This is a genomic window from Pseudarthrobacter sp. LT1 (assembly GCF_035621795.1).
In the GTDB taxonomy this organism is placed as follows: Bacteria; Actinomycetota; Actinomycetes; order Actinomycetales; family Micrococcaceae; genus Arthrobacter.
Genome location: NZ_CP141830.1, coordinates 3,510,166 through 3,526,305 on the forward strand (window position 1 = coordinate 3,510,166; position 16,140 = coordinate 3,526,305).

The window sequence follows — 16,140 nt, forward strand, 5'->3', positions numbered from 1 at the left end:
ACAGACGACTGCTGCTCTGGAAGGCTTGATTTTGTCACCGTTACAGTTATCCAATAGTGAAACTTAGTTGCGTGTGACGTACCTCTCTTGTTGAGCGTTACACTATAAGCCGCGTTAGTACCTCATAGCCCCTGCAACAAAAGGTAAGAAATGCAGACTCCCCGTACCCTCTTGGGCACGTCCAAGCTGACCGCTGCCACCATGATCGCCATCAGCGCCCTGGCCCTCTCAGCATGCACCAACGCCTCGGAAACGGGTCCCTCCAGCGCGGCCACCTCTTCGGGCAGCGCCAGCGCCAGCTTTGATCCCAGCACCGTCAAGAAGGACGACGCCCTGGCCGCTATGGTCCCGGACGCCATCAAGTCCAAGGGCACCATCACGGTCGGCTCCGACACCAGCTACGCCCCGGCCGAATTCCTCGGTGCGGACGGCCAGACACCTGTCGGCTACGACGTGGACATCGCCAAGGCCATCGGCGCCACCCTGGGACTCAAGGTCCAGGTCCAGACCGCAGAGTTCACCGGCATCCTCCCGGCCCTCGGCCCCAAGTACGATCTGGGCATCTCCTCGTTCACCATTAACCCGGAGCGCCTGGGGGCAGTGAACATGGTCAGCTACTTCAACGCAGGCACTGCCTGGGCCGTGAAGAAGGGCAACCCCAACAAGTTCTCCCTGGACGACGTGTGCGGCAAGTCCATCGGTGTGCAGACCGGCACCGTCCAGGAGGACCCGGACCTTGCCGACCGCAACAAGAAGTGCGTTGCTGACGGCAAGAAGCCCATTGACATCGTCACCCTGAAGAACCAGACGGATGTCACCACCCGCCTGGTGAACGGCAGCATCGACGCCATGGCTGCCGACTCCCCCATCATCGGCTACGCCCTGACCCAGACCAATGGCCAGCTGGAGAAGCTGGGCGACGTCTACGACTCCGCTCCGCAGGGCATCGCCGTGGCCAAGGCCGATACCGCCTGGGCAGAGGTCATCCAGAAGACCGTCACCAAGCTGATGGAAGACGGCTCCTACAAGAAGATCCTGGACGGCTGGGGCAACTCTGAAGGCGCCATCACCAAGTCCGAGGTCAACCCGGCGGTCAAGTCTTGAGTTTTCGCGTTACCGACGACAAGTCAGGCGTGCACATGGAACACCATCAACACGGGGACGCGCCGGTCCTGAACAAGTCAGTGCCGGTGCGCCACCCGGGCCGGTGGGTCAGCGCCGTCATTATCCTTCTCCTGGTGGCGGCATTCCTGCAGAGCCTGTTCACCAACCCCAACTTCCGCTGGGACGTTGTGGGCACCTACATCCTGGATGTGAAGGTCGTCCAGGGCGTGGGCTGGACCCTCCTGCTGACGGTTGCTTCCATGGTGCTGGCCATTGTCCTGGCCATCCTGCTGGCGGTCATGCGGCAATCCGACAACCCGGTGTTCCGCTGGACCAGCTGGGTGTGGGTGTGGTTCTTCCGTGGCACGCCTGTCTACACGCAGCTCGTGTTCTGGGGCCTGGTGACGGTTCTCTACCCGGCCTTTACCCTGGGCATTCCGTTTGGACCGGAGCTCTTCAGCTACGCGCTGTCAGATCCCAGCAAAGGCCTGATCCCTGCGATCCTCGGCCTGGGCCTCAACGAATCCGCCTACCTCGCGGAGATTTTCCGGGCCGGCCTCAAGTCCGTGGACAAGGGCCAGCAGGAAGCCGCCGAGGCGCTGGGCATGTCCAAGGGCAAGATCATGTGGCGGATCATCCTGCCGCAGGCCATGCGGATCATTGTTCCGCCCACGGGCAACGAAACGATTGGCATGCTGAAGACCACGTCGCTGGTCCTGGCCGTCCCGTTCACCCTTGACCTGACCTTTGCCACCAACGCCCTGGCCAACCGCATTTACCTCCCTATCCCGCTCCTGATCGTTGCGGCATTCTGGTACCTGCTGGTCACCAGCATCCTGATGGTCGGGCAGCACTACCTTGAGGCGTACTACGGCAGGGGTGTGGACAATTCGGCCCCGGCAGCGGTCAACCCGGCAGCTGCCAAAGCCGCGGGCGCCGGTGCTGATGCACATCGCTCAATGAAGACGGACTTCCCCGAGGAGAGTGCACGATGACGATCACAGCAGAGAAGCCGCTGGTCAAGATCGAGGGCCTCCACAAGTACTACGGGCACCACCATGTACTCCGGGGCATCGACATGACCGTCAACCAGGGCGAAGTGTCGGTGGTGATCGGTCCGTCTGGTTCCGGCAAGTCCACCATGCTGCGCTGCGTGAACCTTCTGGAGAGCATCAGCGCCGGACGGATCTCCGTGGGTGACCAGCTGATCGGCTACCGCGAGGTCAACGGCAGGCTCCATGACCTCAAGACCAAGGAGATCGCCGCCCAGCGCCGTGAAATCGGGATGGTGTTCCAGCGCTTCAACCTGTTCCCGCACAAGACCGCGCTCCAGAACGTCATGGAAGCGCCGGTGCACGTGAAGGGCCAGTCCAAGGCTGCCGCCCAGAAGCGGGCACTGGAACTGCTGGACCGCGTGGGGCTGGGCGACCGCGCCGGCCACTACCCATCCCAGCTTTCCGGCGGCCAGCAGCAGCGCGTGGCCATCGCCCGGGCACTGGCCATGGAGCCGGAGCTCATGCTCTTCGATGAACCCACCTCGGCACTGGACCCGGAGCTGGTGGGCGATGTCCTGAACGTGATGAAGGACCTGGCCAAGTCCGGCATGACCATGATCGTGGTGACCCACGAGATCGGCTTCGCCCGTGAAGTGGGTGACACGCTGACATTCATGGACGGCGGTGTGGTGGTGGAGTCGGGCGATCCCCGCGAGATCATCGCCAACCCGCAGCATGCGCGCACCAAGGAGTTCCTGGGCCGCGTGCTCTGACGCGGTTCCTCACTTTCGACACGCAAATGCCCTGTCGCTGCCGGTATATCGGTAGCGGCAGGGCATTTCCGTGTCACAGCGGATTGTGCGCGTCGGCAGCTACTGCCCCGACAGCACAGCCTCCACGGCGGCGGAGACTGCTTCCTTGATCCGGGCGTGGAGTTCGCGCAGCGCCCCGCGGTCCGTGCGGACCTCCACGATGCTGCGCCCCTGCACAGGCCGGTCAAGCGCCTCGGCGAGTCCCGCCGTCGTACTGACCACGGAATGCCCGACGCCGTACGCCGCCGCGAGTGCCGCGATGTCCACCGAGTGCGGGGTGCCAAAGAGGCGCTCGACGGCGTCTCCGTAGCGGCCGCCTTCCTCCACTCCCCCGTGCTCGAGCAGGCTGAAGATGGCGCCGCCGGCGTCGTTCAGGACCACGATCCGCAGGTCCGGCTCTTCTTCCCCGGCGCCGAGGAGGAGCCCACCGGCGTCGTGCAGGAAGGTCACGTCGCCCAGCAGGACAGTGGTCTGCTGCCGGCCGCCCAAAGCGATGCCGGTGGCGGTGGAAATGGTGCCGTCGATGCCGGCCAGGCCCCGGTTGGCGTACACGGTGGCGGCTGGATCCGCGGCGGGAAGTCCGGCGAGGTCCACGTCGCGGATGCCGTTGGAGGAGCCGAGCAGCAGCTGGCCGCGCGAATGCTTCCAGACCAGCGAGGCCACCGAGGGGCCGGTGGCAGCGGGGTCGGCGGACACCACCTGGTCCAGTGCGTGCTGCGCGGCCGATCCGGCAAGCAGCCACGTGTCCAGCCAGGTGGAGCTGCCGCGGCCAGCGAACCCGGCGAGGTCCGCGAGGTTTTCCAGCGGCAGTTCGGTGCGGCGCCCGGGCTCGTACCAGGCCACCGGGACAGGCTGGTACAGGGCAGATTCGACGTCGGCACTGGCGAGCAGCGCGGCAACGGGACGGGACAGCGTGGGCCGGCCGAACAACACCACGCGTTCGATGGGCTGCGCGGAACCGGCCCTGAAGTGCTCCAGCAGCAGCCGGTACGGGCCCACGGCGTTGGGGCCGAAGCGGGCGTTGGAGGATGGTTCGGCGAGCAGCGGCAGGTTGTGGGCGCGGGCGAACGCTTCGGCCACGGGACCGGCGTCGTGCCCTGCCAGCACCACCGTGCGCCGTTCCGGCAGCGTGTCAGCCGCCGGCGGCAAGTTCATGACCAGGGGCTCCGATCCCACCCGGTAGCGCTTCCGCTCCACTTCGTCGGGCAGCCGGTCCCCGGGGGCGGGAACCAGCGGGTCGCGGAACGCGAGGTTGAGCTGGACCGGGCCCGGCGGAAGGTCCGGGAATGCGCCGGTTGCTGCGGAGAGTCCGGTCTGGATGGCCCGCTCGGGGTTGCTGCCGGCGGGGACATCGGCGGCGAACCGGACGTGCTCGCCAAAGAGGTCCGGCTGCGCCGTGGTCTGGTTGGCCCCGGTTCCGCGCAGCTCATCGGGCCGGTCTGCCGAAAGGACGATCAGCGGGACAGCGGCATGGTTGGCTTCCATCACCGCAGGCATCAGGTTTCCGACGGCGGTTCCGGACGTGGTGAGGACGGCTGCGGGCGAGCCGCTGGACAGGGCAAGGCCCAGCGCGGTGAAGCCTGCGGAACGCTCATCGATGCGGACCAGCAGGTCCACCCGGCCCGCGGCGGAGGCTTCGGCGAGGGCGTATGCCATGGGGGCCGACCGCGAACCCGGCGATACCACCACGTGCCGCACACCGCCGTCGAGCAGGACGTCGACGGCGATCCTCGCCGCAGCGAGCGCACTCAGCTCAGCGTCGGGGGCGTCAGGGCTGCTCAGCCCGGGGGTGTCCGGGGCAGGTTCGTTCAACGAAGTCACCAACCCAGTTTGCCACCCTCCAACGCCCCATCACCTCCTGCCCCGAATCGCCATACGCCCCATCACCTCCTGCCCCGATGGACCCGAAAGGTGATGGGGCGTTCCCGGAAAGGGGGCTAGAGGTGATGGGGCGTCGGATACGGAGCGGAAGCTCACACGAGTTAGGTAAACTTCATCCAAGCAAGAGATCCGAGCATGCGAAGGACCGCCCATGAAGCGCAAGGCCACCGCCCTCGACGTCGCCAAACTGGCAGGCGTTTCGCGCAGTGCCGTGTCGCTGGTGCTGAACGGCCGCGGCGACGGAAACGTTGCGCTCGATAGCCAGCAACGGATCCGGGAGGCGGCGGCAGCGCTCAACTACTCCCCCAACAAGATCGCCCTGAGCCTGCGCAACCAGCAGTCGCGCGTCATCGGCATCGTGTCCGACCAGGTGGTCACGAGCCCGTTCGACGGCAACATCATTGCCGGCGCTGATGCGGTGGCCCGGGAACACGGCTTCGTGACCGTGGTGATGGACACCGAGCTGGACGAGTCCCGCGATGAGAGCGCCGTGGAAACCCTGCTGGACCGCCAGGTGGACGGCCTGATGTACGTGACCGTGGGCCTGCGGCCGCTGCACGTGCCCGCAAACATGGCGCGTGTACCGTCGATCCTGGCCAACTGCTTCGATGACCGTCCGGAGGCAGGGCTTCCGGCCGTGATTCCTGACGAAGTGCGCGGTGGCCGGGAAGCCGCAGAGCACGTGATGTCCCTGGGCCACCGGGACATCGCATTCCTCGCCGGCGACTCCCTGACCCCCGCGGCGCCCCGCCGGATCGAGGGCTACCGTGCGGCCTTCAGCGGCGCGGGGATGCCCGTCAACGAGGACCGCGTCATCCAGGTGGGCTGGGACATCGACGCCGGTTTCCACGGTGCCATGAAACTCCTCGAAGGCGTGGAACCGGCCGCCCGGCCCACTGCCATCCTGTGCGCCAACGACCGTCTGTCCATCGGTGTAGTGCTGGCCTGCTACCGCCTGGGCCTGAGCGTCCCGCAGGATGTGTCCGTCATGGGGTACGACGACGAATTCCGCATCGCGAAGGCCATGGTCCCCGCGCTGAGCACCATGGCCCTGCCGCTCCGGGAGATGGGGGCGGCGGCCATGGCGTCACTGCTCGCCGAGGTGGGGTCTGCACCGGAGGGAACGTCCGACGACGGCGGCCCGGCTGCCGCCGCCGTCTCCGGCACCGCGAGGGAGACGATGGTTCCCTGCCGGCTGGTGGTCAGGGAATCCACCGGCCCGGTCCCGGCCGGACGCTGACCACGCCGCCGGCCGGGACCTACCGGACGGTTTGGAGCGGGTTACGCGGGCCTGGCCAGGCTCCAGACGTCCGCCGTTGCCCCTGCGGGAAGACTCAGGTGCCACTCCTCCCCCGCAGCCGGGTAAGCACGCAGCGTGGTTGCCACCGACCCGGAACGGTACACCTCCACCAGGGAGGCATCCACGAACACCCGCAGCTCCTCCCCTTCGTCGACGCTGCCGCTGAAGACCACCTGCCGGCTTCCGTTCCCCACCAGGAGCAGCTCCACAGCACCGCCCATTCCTGCGGTGACCACGGCCTCGGCGAAGGCAGGCAACGGCACCGTCCCGGATGCCTGGCCGGCGAGCAGCTCTCCACGGTAGGCATCGACTTCCGGGGCAGGGCTGACCGCAAGGGAACCGCCGGCTATCGACAGCTCGCGCGGGAAGGTCAGGACTCCGGCCCACCCGGCGGCGTCGATCTCTGCCTGGCTGCGGCCGCGGCGCCCGTCCCGCCCCGGGCCTTCGTTGGCCCAGCCCCACAGCAGGGCCCGGTCCGCCAGGGATACCACCTGCGGGGCGTAGAAGTCGCGGCCGAGATCGGACTTTCCGCCGGTCCGCGGCGTGAAGACGGGCAGCCCTGTGGCGGGGTCTTCGGCCAGCGATCCGATCAGGTGGCCCACGCCGTTGGCGTGTTCGTGTGAGTCGCCGGCGAGCCAGAGCGAGAACATCATCAGCCAGGTGCCCCCGGCAGGGGCATTGTTGTCGGGCACCTGCACGAGCTGCGGGCATTCCCAGATCTCCGCTGGCGTGAAGGTGGCGGCAACCGGGTTCTCCGAGGTCAGCCAGATGCCCTGGTACTTCCAGTCGGTCAGATCGTCCACGATGTAAAGCAGCAGGGCGGCGTGCCCGTTGGCCAGTCCGGCGCCCTGCATGGCGTACCGCTTGCCGTTGAAGCGGAAAATGAACGGGTCCCGGACTGCGGTCACCCGTCCGTCGGCGGGCATGGTGGCGGAAACGTGGCCTGCCTGCTCCCAGTGGACAAGGTCCTCCGAGCCGCGGGCGATGACCACCTGTGAGTGGCCCCCGTCGCCGCGGACGCCGGAGTAGGCAGCGGTGGGAACACCGTCGTCGTCCGTCACCACCCCTGTCCAGCAGCCGTACTCGTCGGGGCCGCCATCCTGCGGGCGAAGCGCCACGGGGTGCTCCTCCCAGCGGACCAGGTCCACCGAGCTCACGTGTCCCCAGGCGATCCTGTGGTGCCGGGCCGAGTCCGGGTTGTACTGGAAGAACACGTGGTACCGGCCGTTGATGAAGCTGATGCCGTTGGGGTCATTGATCCAGCCCTGCGCCGGGCGCGGGTGGAAGCGGGGAAAGGCAGGGTCGGGGTGGGCGGCGGCAACGTCGTCGAAGGTGACGGTGCCGGGATGGACGGCGGCGAGGTCCGGGGAAGTCATGGAACGGCCTTTCGGGCTTGAGGGAGAGAGGTTTACTTGCCGGTTCCGGCTGTGAGGCCGTCCTGCAGGGCGCGTTGGCCGAAAATGAAGACCACCAGCGCGGGGATCATGGACAGGACTACGCCCGCCAGGACCACCGAAATGCTGCCGGTGCCCAGGTTGCCCTGCAGTGAGACGAGGCCCAGCGGGAGGGTGAAGTTCTGTTCGGAAATGGTGAGGATCAGCGGGCGGAAGAACTCGTTCCAGTGGAAGTTGAACGCGAGGATTCCCACAATCGCCATGCCGGGCATCGCCAGGGGCGCGTACACGGAACGGAATGTCCGCCACGGGCTGGCGCCGTCGATCGAGGCGGCTTCCGCGAGTTCGGCCGGCAGCCCCATGAAGTACTGGCGCATCAGAAACGTGCCGAACGCCGTCGGGATGGCCGGCAGGATCAGCGCGAGCAGGGTGTCGGACAGGCCCATGCCGCGGATCAGCATGAAGACGGGGACGATCGTCACCTGCACGGGCACCATCATGGTGGCCAGCACGATCGAGAACAGCGCCCCGCGACCACGGAATTTCAGGTGCGCGAACGCGTAGCCGGCCAGGGCGGCGGAGACCATCTGGCCCACCGCGATCACGCCGGTGACCAGGGCGCTGTTGAGGACCAGCAGGAAAATATTCAGCTGCTTGAATACTTCGCCGTAGGAGGTGAAGTCCGGGTTCCAGGGAATGAACGACGGCGGCAGCTTGAACGATTCCGACGGCGACCGCAGCGACGTGGACAGGGTCCAGAGCACAGGTCCGAGCGTGAGGGCGGCTGCGAGCAGCAGCAGGAGGGTCCGGACGGCGAAGTTCCAGTTGAACTTCTTCCGGTTGGGCGTGGTGATGGGGAGGCCTTGGGAGAGCCGGGGGGAATGTCCGGCCAGGCCGTGGTCAGTTGTGGTTGTCATGGCTGGCCTTACTGGTAGAAGACGAATCGTGTGCTGAGCCGGAACTGTGCGGCCGTGATGGCCATGATGATCAGCGTGAGCAGCACGCCGATGGCGGACGCCTGGCCGAATTCGAGCCGCTGGAACGCCGATTCGAAGATGACCATGACGGCGGTGCGGGTGGAGTCGCCGGGGCCGCCGCGGGTCAGGACGTAGGGCTGGTCGAAGACCTGCAGGGCGCTGATGATGGCCATGACCGAGGCGACGAGCGTGGTGGGGCTCAGCAGCGGCAACGTCACGTGGAGGTGTTTGCGCCAGCCGGTGGCGCCGTCAATCGCGGCTGCCTCGTATGTCTCGACAGGAATGGAGGCCAGGCCCCCGATGAACAGGAGGAAGGAGAAGCCGAAGTTCTGCCAGACGTACACCAGGATCACGACGGCGGCCGATCCGCCCGGTGTGGTCAGCCACGGCACGGCGGGGATGCCCACCAGGGACAGGAACCAGTTGACCACGCCGAACTGTTCGTTAAAGAGGTACCGCATGAAGATGGACACCGAGGCGGCGGACAGGATCAGCGGGAAGAAGAACGCGGACCGGAAGAACACCCGCAGCCACGCCGGCATCTTTTCCTGCACCATGACCGCCAGTGCCAGGGCGAGTCCCAGCTGGAGTGCCACCGCCACGACCACGAACACGATGGTGTTCAGGAAGGACACCCGTACGGTGGGGTCCTGGACCACTTCCGAGAAGTTGTCGAAGCCCACGAAGGTTGGTGCCGAGATGATGTCCCAGCGGAAGAAGGCCAGGACAACCGAGGCCACGATGGGAACCAGGGTGAACAGGCCCATGCCCAGGATGGTGGGCGCCAGGAAGATCCAGGCCAGCCAGCGCTGGTTGTGCCTGGCGCCGGTGGTGCGGCCTCCGGCGCCCGAGGCACCGCTGGTGCCGCTGCCGGCGAGGGTGCGGGCCGTCGTCGTACTTGCCCGGCCGGCTGCCCGCCTGGGCCGTTCGCGGGGCGGGGTGGTGGTGCTCATGACTGCCTCCTCAGGGCAAGTTCAAGGTCGCGCTGCATGGATGCGAGGGCCTGCTTGAGCTGCTGCTCGTCCCCGCTGACGGCAAGGGATACGTTCTTCATCAGGGCCGTTTCGACGGCGGCCTGCTGGGGTGGTGCCGGGATGGGGCCCGTGGTGAGGAACCGGTCCAGGGTGTCGTAGAAGACCTTCCAGTGGGCGGGACCCTTGCCGGCATACAGCTGTTCGTTGACCATGGAGCGGCGCGCCGGCGTGGTGATCGGGCTAGGGAAGATCAGCTCCATCGCCTCGCGGCTGGAGCTGAACTTGATCCATTCCCAGGCGGCATCCTTGTCCTTGGCGGTCTTCATGATCGCGTAGCCGGCGGTGCCGAACTGGTGGCGCTGGGTCTTCCAGCGCGGGAAGAACTGGACGTCGAAGTCGTTGGCGCCCATGCCGGCCTCATGCAGGCCCTGCACCCAGTAGCCGCCGGCGGGCGTGGTTCCGATCCGGTTGGAGGCGAACAGGCCCACCAGGGAACTGCCCCCGCCTTCTTCCGGCCGGACGCCCAGCCCGTCCTTGACCAGGCCGCGGAGGTAGTCGAAGGACTCGAACACCCGGTCGTCGTTCGCGTTCGGTTCCAGCCACTGGTAGCCGCCGGAGCGGAGGCTGCGGGAGGGGTCGTTGGCGTAGAAGCCGTCCCAGAGCCAGTCGCCGCCTGCGGACCTGGTCTCTTTGAGGAAGCTGGTGTCGTTGGCGTAGAGCCACGGCACCACGCCGCCGAAGAGCCTGTTGGTCCAGTAGTAGGGCGTGAAGTCGGAGGTCCGGGCCTTGCGCATCGCGGCGAGGCTGTTGCGGAAATCGATGTGGGTCCAGTCGTCCGCCGGCCTGTCCAGGCCTGCCTGCGCAAACGCGGCCGTGTTGTAGTACATGTTGGCCGCGTTCCAGTCCATGGGGAGCTGGTACAGGCTGCCCTTGTACATGAAGGCTTCCACCAGGCTGGGGTGCACGTCGTCGAAGAATTCGCGCATGTCCGCGGCATCGCGGCGGATGTACTCGTCCAGCGGGTGGGCCAGCTTTTCGGCGAACAGTTGGGCGCCCTCGGTGGCCACGTACACCACGTCCGGTGGGGTTCCCGCGGCCACCATGGTGAGGATTTTGGTGAAGAAGTCTTTCCAGTCCACGGCCTGGATGGCTTGGACCTTGACCCGGATTTCCGGGTGGAGGCGGGTGAATGCGTCGATGGCCCGCTGGCGGGCGGCGGCGTCCGCGGCGGTGCCCATGATGGCGATGCTGAGGCTGTTGTCTCCGCGGCCCGGAATGTCCGTTCCGGAGAGCCGCGGCCACGACGCCACGGTTGCTCCGATGATTCCCGCGCCGAGGGCACCCAGGGCGGTACGGCGGGTGATGTCCCGCAGGTGCCCGTCTATGGCTCCGGTCATGTCCTTTTCCTTCCTAACACGTGTTAGGAACTGTAGATGACCGACCTAACACGTGTCAAGCATCACATGGCGTGCCTCCGCGGCAGCGGGGTAGGGCAGCGTTTAAGCCCGAAACGCCCGCCCACCATTCCGCCGGAAGGGGCAGAAGGTGAGCGGGCGTTGACGGAAAAGCCGCCATAGGTGATGGCGCGTCCCCGGAAAAGCCGCCAAAGGTGATGGCGCGTCCCTTTGGAAGGGGTTAGCCGCGGAACACCTGGACCACTGAGGGACGGGGCGCGCGCACCTGGCCGGGTGCCGGCGTCGTGCCTGCCGGGACGTAGTCCGGGAAGAACGAGTGCGGCGCCTCGAAGGTGCCTTCCTCGCCCGGGTGCTGCACGGAGACGAACACGGTGCGCTCGTCATCGTGGATGACCGGGCCGCAGGTTTCGGCGTCGCGGGGAACGGAAAGGAACTGCTCCACCTTGCCGCGCTCGGCGCCGTCCAGGGTGACCTTGAAGAGGCCGTCGTTGTAGCCGATGCCGGAGGGGGCGCCGTCGGTGGAGATCCAGAGGTTGCCCACGGAGTCGAAGGCCACGTTGTCCGGGCAGGAGATGGGCGAGACCTTGTCCGCCGGGTAGCCGGAGAAGTAGGTGACGTCGCCCTGCGCCGGATCGCCGCAGACCATCAGGAGGGTCCAGTTGAACGTCGTGGAGGTCTGGTCGCCGGTTTCGGTGATTTCCACGATGTGGCCGTCGCGGTTCTGCGTGCGCGGGTTGACCTCCGTGGCGCCTTCCTTGGTGCCGGTGCCGCGGTCGGAGTTGTTGGTGCAGACCACGTAGACCTTGCCGGTGTGCAGGCTGGGCTGGACGTCCTCGCAGCGGTCCATCTTGGTGGGGCCCACCTTGTCCGCGGCCAGGCGAGTGTACACCAGGACCTCTTCGACGGACATGCCGGGGACTGCCGACTTGCCGCCGACCACCAGGGGCAGCCATTCGCCGGTGCCGTCGAACGCGCCGTCGGAGGGAAGCGCCCCGGTCCCGGTGATCTCCGCGGCGGGCGAGTTGCCGGTGAACTTGGCAACGTAGAGGTCGCCCTCGGAGAGCAGGTTCATGTTGTGCCTGCGGTCGCCCTCCCGGTACTTATCCGCCGAGACGAACTTGTAAAGGTAGTCGAACTTCTCGTCGTCGCCCATGTAGGCCACCACGTGGCCGGACTCGGCCACGATCACGTTGGCGCCCTCATGCTTGAAGCGGCCCATGGCGGAGCGCTTCTTGGGGGTGGAGGTGGGGTCGAACGGGTCAACTTCGACGATCCAGCCGAAGCGGTTGGCCTCGTTCTCGTACCCGGCATTGCGGGTGTCGAAGCGGGGGTCATCGAGTTCCCACTTGCGTGCGGTGGGCTTGGCGGTGAGCCCGTAGCGCTTGTCGCCGGCTGACGTGCCGCCTGCGACGAAATAGCCGTTGAAGTTTTCCTCGCCGGAGAGGATGGTCCCCCAGGGGGTGGTGCCGCCGGAGCAGTTGCCGAACGTGCCCTTGATGGCGCGGCCGGACGGGTCGGCCACGGTCTTCACCAGCGCCGAGCCGGCAACCGGGCCGGTCAGTTCGTAGGTGGTGTCCGAGAGGTAGCGGCGGTTCAGCGGCGCGCCCTTCACGTAGCTCCACGGCTTGGTGGTGTTCTTGCGCTCCAACTCCACCACGGCCAGGCCGTGCGCGGCGCGGCCGATGGCACGGGTTTCCACGGGGTTGTAGCCAGCCGGCACCATGATGTTTTCGTTGGTGTACTCGTGGTTGGTGAACAGCACAGCGCGGCGGCCCTTGCTGCCCGGGATTTCCACGATGTCCGTGTAGTCGTTGTTGTAGCCGAACTGGCGGGCCTGGGCTGCGGCGGTCTGGTTGTTCAGGTCGAACTCGGGGGAATCGCTGAACAGCGGGTCGCCCCAGCGGATGATCGGCTGCCAGGTGAAGCCCTGCGGCACGGTAAAGGCGTCGACGGCCTTGTCGACCGGCTTGATGGCGGTGAACTGCAGCTTGGAGTTGCCGAAGCCTTCCTTGGCGGCCTTGGACAGGCCCGCGGCGGAGGCAGGTTCGGCGGAGCTCACGGCTGAACCGAGGGCGACGGCGAGCGCACCGGCGGCGCCAAGGCCCAGGGCGGCGCGGCGGGACATGGTGGCGGAGGCGATGTCGCGGAAGTAGCTGTTGGAGCTGGTGTTGCAGACGTCACCGGCGCAGGCGTTGTCGCACTTGAGCGCACACGTGACGGGGCTGCGCTTGCCCTTGGTATGGCCGAGCATGGGCAGCAGGGTGAACTTGCGGGCGGTTTCAGACATGGGGAACCTTCCAAGGAATCTCTCTGGGGTGCCCGACCACCCTTCCAGCCGCTTCCTACCGGAACCCATCCAGTTGATGAAGTTAGGGTTAACCGCCCGTGACCTGCAGGAACGTTGCCCAATCCCTCATCGGCTGCTCCGTGGCGGGAAGAAGGCGCGGACCGGCAGCAGGAGCCCGGCGAGCGAAAGGGCGATGAAGACCACCTGGTGGACGTGGTCGTTACCCGGAGGGAGATTCCCTATCAGATGCGCCGCCCAAAACAACGGATAGAACCAGAGTGCGTACCAGGCCCAGCGTTGGCGCCGCCGGTACGGCACCAGCACGATCAGCAGACCGAAAAGGCCAAGTCCCGCCACCGCCTCATCGGCTGCTGAGTAACTGCCGTTTTGGGGTCTGAAAACGGCAGTTACGGAGCAATCGATGGGGTGAGGAGGGCGTGGACGCGGCGGAGCCGGTCCAGCCACCAGTCCCGCCGCTCAGCGGAAGCCGCAAAGCGCTCCAGCAGCCCGGCGTCAGCGGCCACGTCGCGGAGGCGGATGGCGCCGTCGTCGGCCACCAAGGGGTCCAGCGTGATGTCCGATTCGAACAGCGACACCGTGCCCAGGCCGCAGGCGTACGGCAGGTCCGGCAGGGCGGCGGCCAGCGCCAGCCCGGCCCGGATGCCCACGGACGTGTCCAGTGCGGAACTGACGACGGCGGGAAGTCCGGCCTGTGCCACGATGTCCAGGGCGCGCCGCACTCCCCCAAGCGGTGCCGCCTTGACCACGATCAGGTCCGCCGCGCCGGCCCGGGCCACGCGGAGGGGGTCGGTCTCCTTGCGGACACTCTCGTCCGCGGCGATCAACACCGGAGTTCCGGCGTCACGGAGCCGGGTCCGGACCTCGGCCAGGCCCTCGATGGACGGCACCGGCTGCTCTGCGTACTCGAGCCCCACCGGGGCGAGCCGCGTCAGTGCCTCCACGGCGCCCGGCACGTCCCAGCCGCCGTTGGCATCCACACGGACCGCAGCATCCGGCAAAGCCGCGCGGACAGCGTGAAGCCGCGCAACGTCGTCGTCCAGTGACTGCCCCTGCTCCGCCACCTTGACCTTGACGGCGTCCACCCGGCCGAACCGTGCCAGCACGTCCGGCACCCGGTGGGCGGGTACGGCCGGGACCGTGGCGTTGACCGGAACCGACGTCCGCAGGGGGGCCGGGAAACCGTGCCACCCTGCCTCGATGGCGGCGGCCAGCCACCGGGAGGCCTCGGCGTCGCCGTACTCAGGGAACGGGCAGAACTCGCCCCAGCCCGCGGGACCCTGGAGCAGGAGGGATTCCCGCTGCATGATCCCGCGGAACTTCACGCGCATGGGCAGGCTGACCACGCGGGCCCCTGCCAGCAGTTCCGCCAGCGGGGGAACTGGTTGGGGCGGGTAGGCAGGAGCGGACAAGAGACCGGGGTTGGGCATGCCGTTTACTGTACGCCGCAGGCCGGGTGCCGCTTGGTTACTCCCGCACCACCCGGATGGTGCCCAGGGACGGATCGGCCGGATCGGGCAGGACCATCCCGGCCTTCAGCCCCGATTCCAGGTACTCAATGACGGCTTCGTTGATCCTTTCGCCGGGAACAACCACCGGGATGCCGGGCGGGTAGGGCGTGATCTGCTCTGCAGCGACCCGTCCCACGGCGTCCCGGGCGGGCACATCCTCTCGGGGACCGAAGAAGGCGTCCCGGGGAAGGGCAACCGTCTCCAGTTCCAGGTCCGAGGGCGAGGGCAGGGAAACCTCCGGCGGGGCCGGAAGTGACGGGGCGGCGTCGATAAGGGCCCGGAGCGCCGCCAGCAGCCGCTCTGCCGAGGCGTCGTCGTCGGCCATGGACATGGTGGCCATGATGCGGCGGTGGTCGCTGAGCCCCATGTCGATCCGGCAGTTTTCCCGCAGCCAGTCCGCCGCCTGGTAGCCGCTGATCCCCAGCCCCGAAAGGTCCATGAGGATCTGCAGCCGGTCCAGGTCGTGCGAGGATTCCTCGGCGAGGAGCTCGTCCTCGAGCACATGGATCCCGGGGAGCGCGTCGATGTCGCTGCGCAGCCTCCTGGCCAGGCCCAGGGCATTGCCAAGGAGTTCGGTCCCGTGCTGGACCATTTGCCGGCGCCACCCGTCGATGGCCGAGTACAGGATGGCGTTGGGGCTGGTGGTCATCAAGAGGTCCGCGCACTGGGACAGGTGCGCGGTGTCCACGAGGTCCCCCTGGACGTGGTAGACGGAACCCTGCTCAAAACCGGCGCCCATCTTGTGCACCGATACCACGCAGACGTCGGCGCCGGCGCTCATCGCCCAGGTGGGCAGGTCCTCGTGGAACGGCAGGTGCGCGCCCCAGGCCTCATCAACGATCAGGGGCTTCCCGCGGTCGTGGCAGATCTTCGCGATGGCGGCGATGTCCGCGCACGTGCCGTAGGGTGTGGGGCTGACGATCAGGGCGCCGGCCGCGTCCGGGTAGCGTTCCCACATCTCCTCCACATCCGCGGGCGACGGTGGGTGGGCGATATGCAGGTTGGGGTCCCAGCGGGGGCGGATCCAGCGGGGCTGGATGCCGGAGAACACCAGTCCGGCCGTGATGGATTTGTGGGCATCGCGGCTGACGAGCAAATCGCCTTTGCCGGCGGCCACGGCAATGACGGCTGCCTTCACGGACAACGAGCTGCCGCAGGTGGAGAAGAAGGCCTGGTCCGCACCCACGGCATCAGCCATCAGCTGCTCTGCCTTCTTCAGGTATCCGCCGGAAGAAGAGCGGTCGTCCAGGCCTGCCGAGGCGAGGACGTCCGCACGGAAGGTGTCGGGCCCGAGGATGTCCCGGACGCGGGGATCCGCGCCGCGGCCCTGCCGGTGGCCGGGCGGGGTGAAGCCGTAGCGGTCCAACTTGTGATAGCTGTCCAGTGCGTCCAGCAACGGCGCTTCGTTGTGGTCCATGCTGTTGTTCCTTTCGTTGGATCGGTCAGTAGGGTCGTGGTACGGGGTTCAAAAG

The 16,140-nt window shown here is 67.2% G+C and carries 12 protein-coding genes; 4 read left to right on the forward strand and 8 right to left on the reverse strand.

Annotation, left to right across the window (positions count from 1 at the left end):
• Positions 1-150: 150 nt before the first annotated feature.
• Genes VIK36_RS16500 through VIK36_RS16510 form a run of 3 tightly spaced genes read left to right on the forward strand, consistent with a single transcriptional unit; the run spans position 151 to position 2,872 of the window.
• Positions 151-1,104, forward strand: coding sequence for an ABC transporter substrate-binding protein (locus tag VIK36_RS16500; RefSeq protein ID WP_324642775.1), 954 nt, complete (start codon positions 151-153; stop codon positions 1,102-1,104).
• Between the two features lie 35 nt (positions 1,105-1,139).
• Positions 1,140-2,099 (forward strand): amino acid ABC transporter permease, encoded by a 960-nt coding sequence (locus tag VIK36_RS16505; RefSeq protein ID WP_255172974.1) that lies wholly within the window; start codon positions 1,140-1,142, stop codon positions 2,097-2,099.
• Positions 2,096-2,872 carry an amino acid ABC transporter ATP-binding protein gene (locus VIK36_RS16510; protein WP_324642777.1) on the forward strand — a complete coding sequence of 259 codons (777 nt, stop codon included), beginning with the start codon at positions 2,096-2,098 and terminating at the stop codon, positions 2,870-2,872. Before VIK36_RS16505 ends, VIK36_RS16510 begins: the two co-directional genes overlap by 4 nt.
• Before the next feature lie 99 nt (positions 2,873-2,971).
• On the opposite strand, the gene menD is transcribed toward VIK36_RS16510, so the two are convergent.
• Positions 2,972-4,732 (reverse strand): 2-succinyl-5-enolpyruvyl-6-hydroxy-3-cyclohexene-1-carboxylic-acid synthase, encoded by a 1,761-nt coding sequence (gene menD, locus VIK36_RS16515; protein ID WP_420716219.1) that lies wholly within the window; start codon positions 4,730-4,732, stop codon positions 2,972-2,974.
• 211 nt (positions 4,733-4,943) lie between these two features.
• Here menD and VIK36_RS16520 point away from each other — a divergent pair, with 211 nt between their 5' ends.
• Positions 4,944-6,032 carry a LacI family DNA-binding transcriptional regulator gene (locus VIK36_RS16520; RefSeq protein ID WP_324642779.1) on the forward strand — a complete coding sequence of 363 codons (1,089 nt, stop codon included), beginning with the start codon at positions 4,944-4,946 and terminating at the stop codon, positions 6,030-6,032.
• 41 nt (positions 6,033-6,073) lie between these two features.
• On the opposite strand, the gene VIK36_RS16525 is transcribed toward VIK36_RS16520, so the two are convergent.
• The 7 genes from VIK36_RS16525 to VIK36_RS16555 form a co-directional block, all read right to left on the reverse strand.
• A complete protein-coding gene (locus VIK36_RS16525) occupies positions 6,074-7,468 on the reverse strand; it encodes a glycoside hydrolase family 32 protein (RefSeq protein WP_324642780.1) in 1,395 nt (464 codons plus the stop codon).
• 32 nt (positions 7,469-7,500) lie between these two features.
• Positions 7,501-8,403: a carbohydrate ABC transporter permease gene (locus VIK36_RS16530; protein ID WP_324642781.1), complete on the reverse strand. Its 903-nt coding sequence runs from the start codon at positions 8,401-8,403 to the stop codon at positions 7,501-7,503.
• A gap of 8 nt (positions 8,404-8,411) precedes the next feature.
• Positions 8,412-9,416 carry a sugar ABC transporter permease gene (locus VIK36_RS16535; protein WP_324642783.1) on the reverse strand — a complete coding sequence of 335 codons (1,005 nt, stop codon included), beginning with the start codon at positions 9,414-9,416 and terminating at the stop codon, positions 8,412-8,414.
• Complete coding sequence (locus VIK36_RS16540) at positions 9,413-10,834, reverse strand: extracellular solute-binding protein (RefSeq protein ID WP_324642784.1); 1,422 nt, start codon at positions 10,832-10,834, stop codon at positions 9,413-9,415. Before VIK36_RS16540 ends, VIK36_RS16535 begins: the two co-directional genes overlap by 4 nt.
• Positions 10,835-11,072: 238 nt before the next feature.
• Positions 11,073-13,139 (reverse strand): PhoX family phosphatase, encoded by a 2,067-nt coding sequence (locus VIK36_RS16545; RefSeq protein WP_324642785.1) that lies wholly within the window; start codon positions 13,137-13,139, stop codon positions 11,073-11,075.
• Between the two features lie 407 nt (positions 13,140-13,546).
• The gene (locus VIK36_RS16550; RefSeq protein WP_255172982.1) at positions 13,547-14,587 is read right to left on the reverse strand and encodes an o-succinylbenzoate synthase; all 1,041 of its coding nucleotides are present in this window, start codon (positions 14,585-14,587) and stop codon (positions 13,547-13,549) included.
• A 37-nt stretch (positions 14,588-14,624) separates the two neighbouring features.
• Complete coding sequence (locus tag VIK36_RS16555) at positions 14,625-16,085, reverse strand: ornithine decarboxylase (protein WP_324642787.1); 1,461 nt, start codon at positions 16,083-16,085, stop codon at positions 14,625-14,627.
• Positions 16,086-16,140: the final 55 nt, after the last annotated feature.

What these genes read in the sequence shown, in the direction of transcription:
- VIK36_RS16500 (WP_324642775.1), top strand. Translation starts at nt 151, where the DNA reads ATGCAGACTCCCCGTACCCTCTTGGGCACGTCCAAGCTGACCGCTGCC.
- VIK36_RS16505 (WP_255172974.1), top strand. Translation starts at nt 1,140, where the DNA reads ATGGAACACCATCAACACGGGGACGCGCCGGTCCTGAACAAGTCAGTG.
- VIK36_RS16510 (WP_324642777.1), top strand. Translation starts at nt 2,096, where the DNA reads ATGACGATCACAGCAGAGAAGCCGCTGGTCAAGATCGAGGGCCTCCAC.
- VIK36_RS16520 (WP_324642779.1), top strand. Translation starts at nt 4,944, where the DNA reads ATGAAGCGCAAGGCCACCGCCCTCGACGTCGCCAAACTGGCAGGCGTT.
- VIK36_RS16525 (WP_324642780.1), bottom strand. Translation starts at nt 7,468, where the DNA reads ATGACTTCCCCGGACCTCGCCGCCGTCCATCCCGGCACCGTCACCTTC.
- VIK36_RS16530 (WP_324642781.1), bottom strand. Translation starts at nt 8,403, where the DNA reads ATGACAACCACAACTGACCACGGCCTGGCCGGACATTCCCCCCGGCTC.
- VIK36_RS16535 (WP_324642783.1), bottom strand. Translation starts at nt 9,416, where the DNA reads ATGAGCACCACCACCCCGCCCCGCGAACGGCCCAGGCGGGCAGCCGGC.
- VIK36_RS16540 (WP_324642784.1), bottom strand. Translation starts at nt 10,834, where the DNA reads ATGACCGGAGCCATAGACGGGCACCTGCGGGACATCACCCGCCGTACC.
- VIK36_RS16545 (WP_324642785.1), bottom strand. Translation starts at nt 13,139, where the DNA reads ATGTCTGAAACCGCCCGCAAGTTCACCCTGCTGCCCATGCTCGGCCAT.
- VIK36_RS16550 (WP_255172982.1), bottom strand. Translation starts at nt 14,587, where the DNA reads ATGCCCAACCCCGGTCTCTTGTCCGCTCCTGCCTACCCGCCCCAACCA.
- VIK36_RS16555 (WP_324642787.1), bottom strand. Translation starts at nt 16,085, where the DNA reads ATGGACCACAACGAAGCGCCGTTGCTGGACGCACTGGACAGCTATCAC.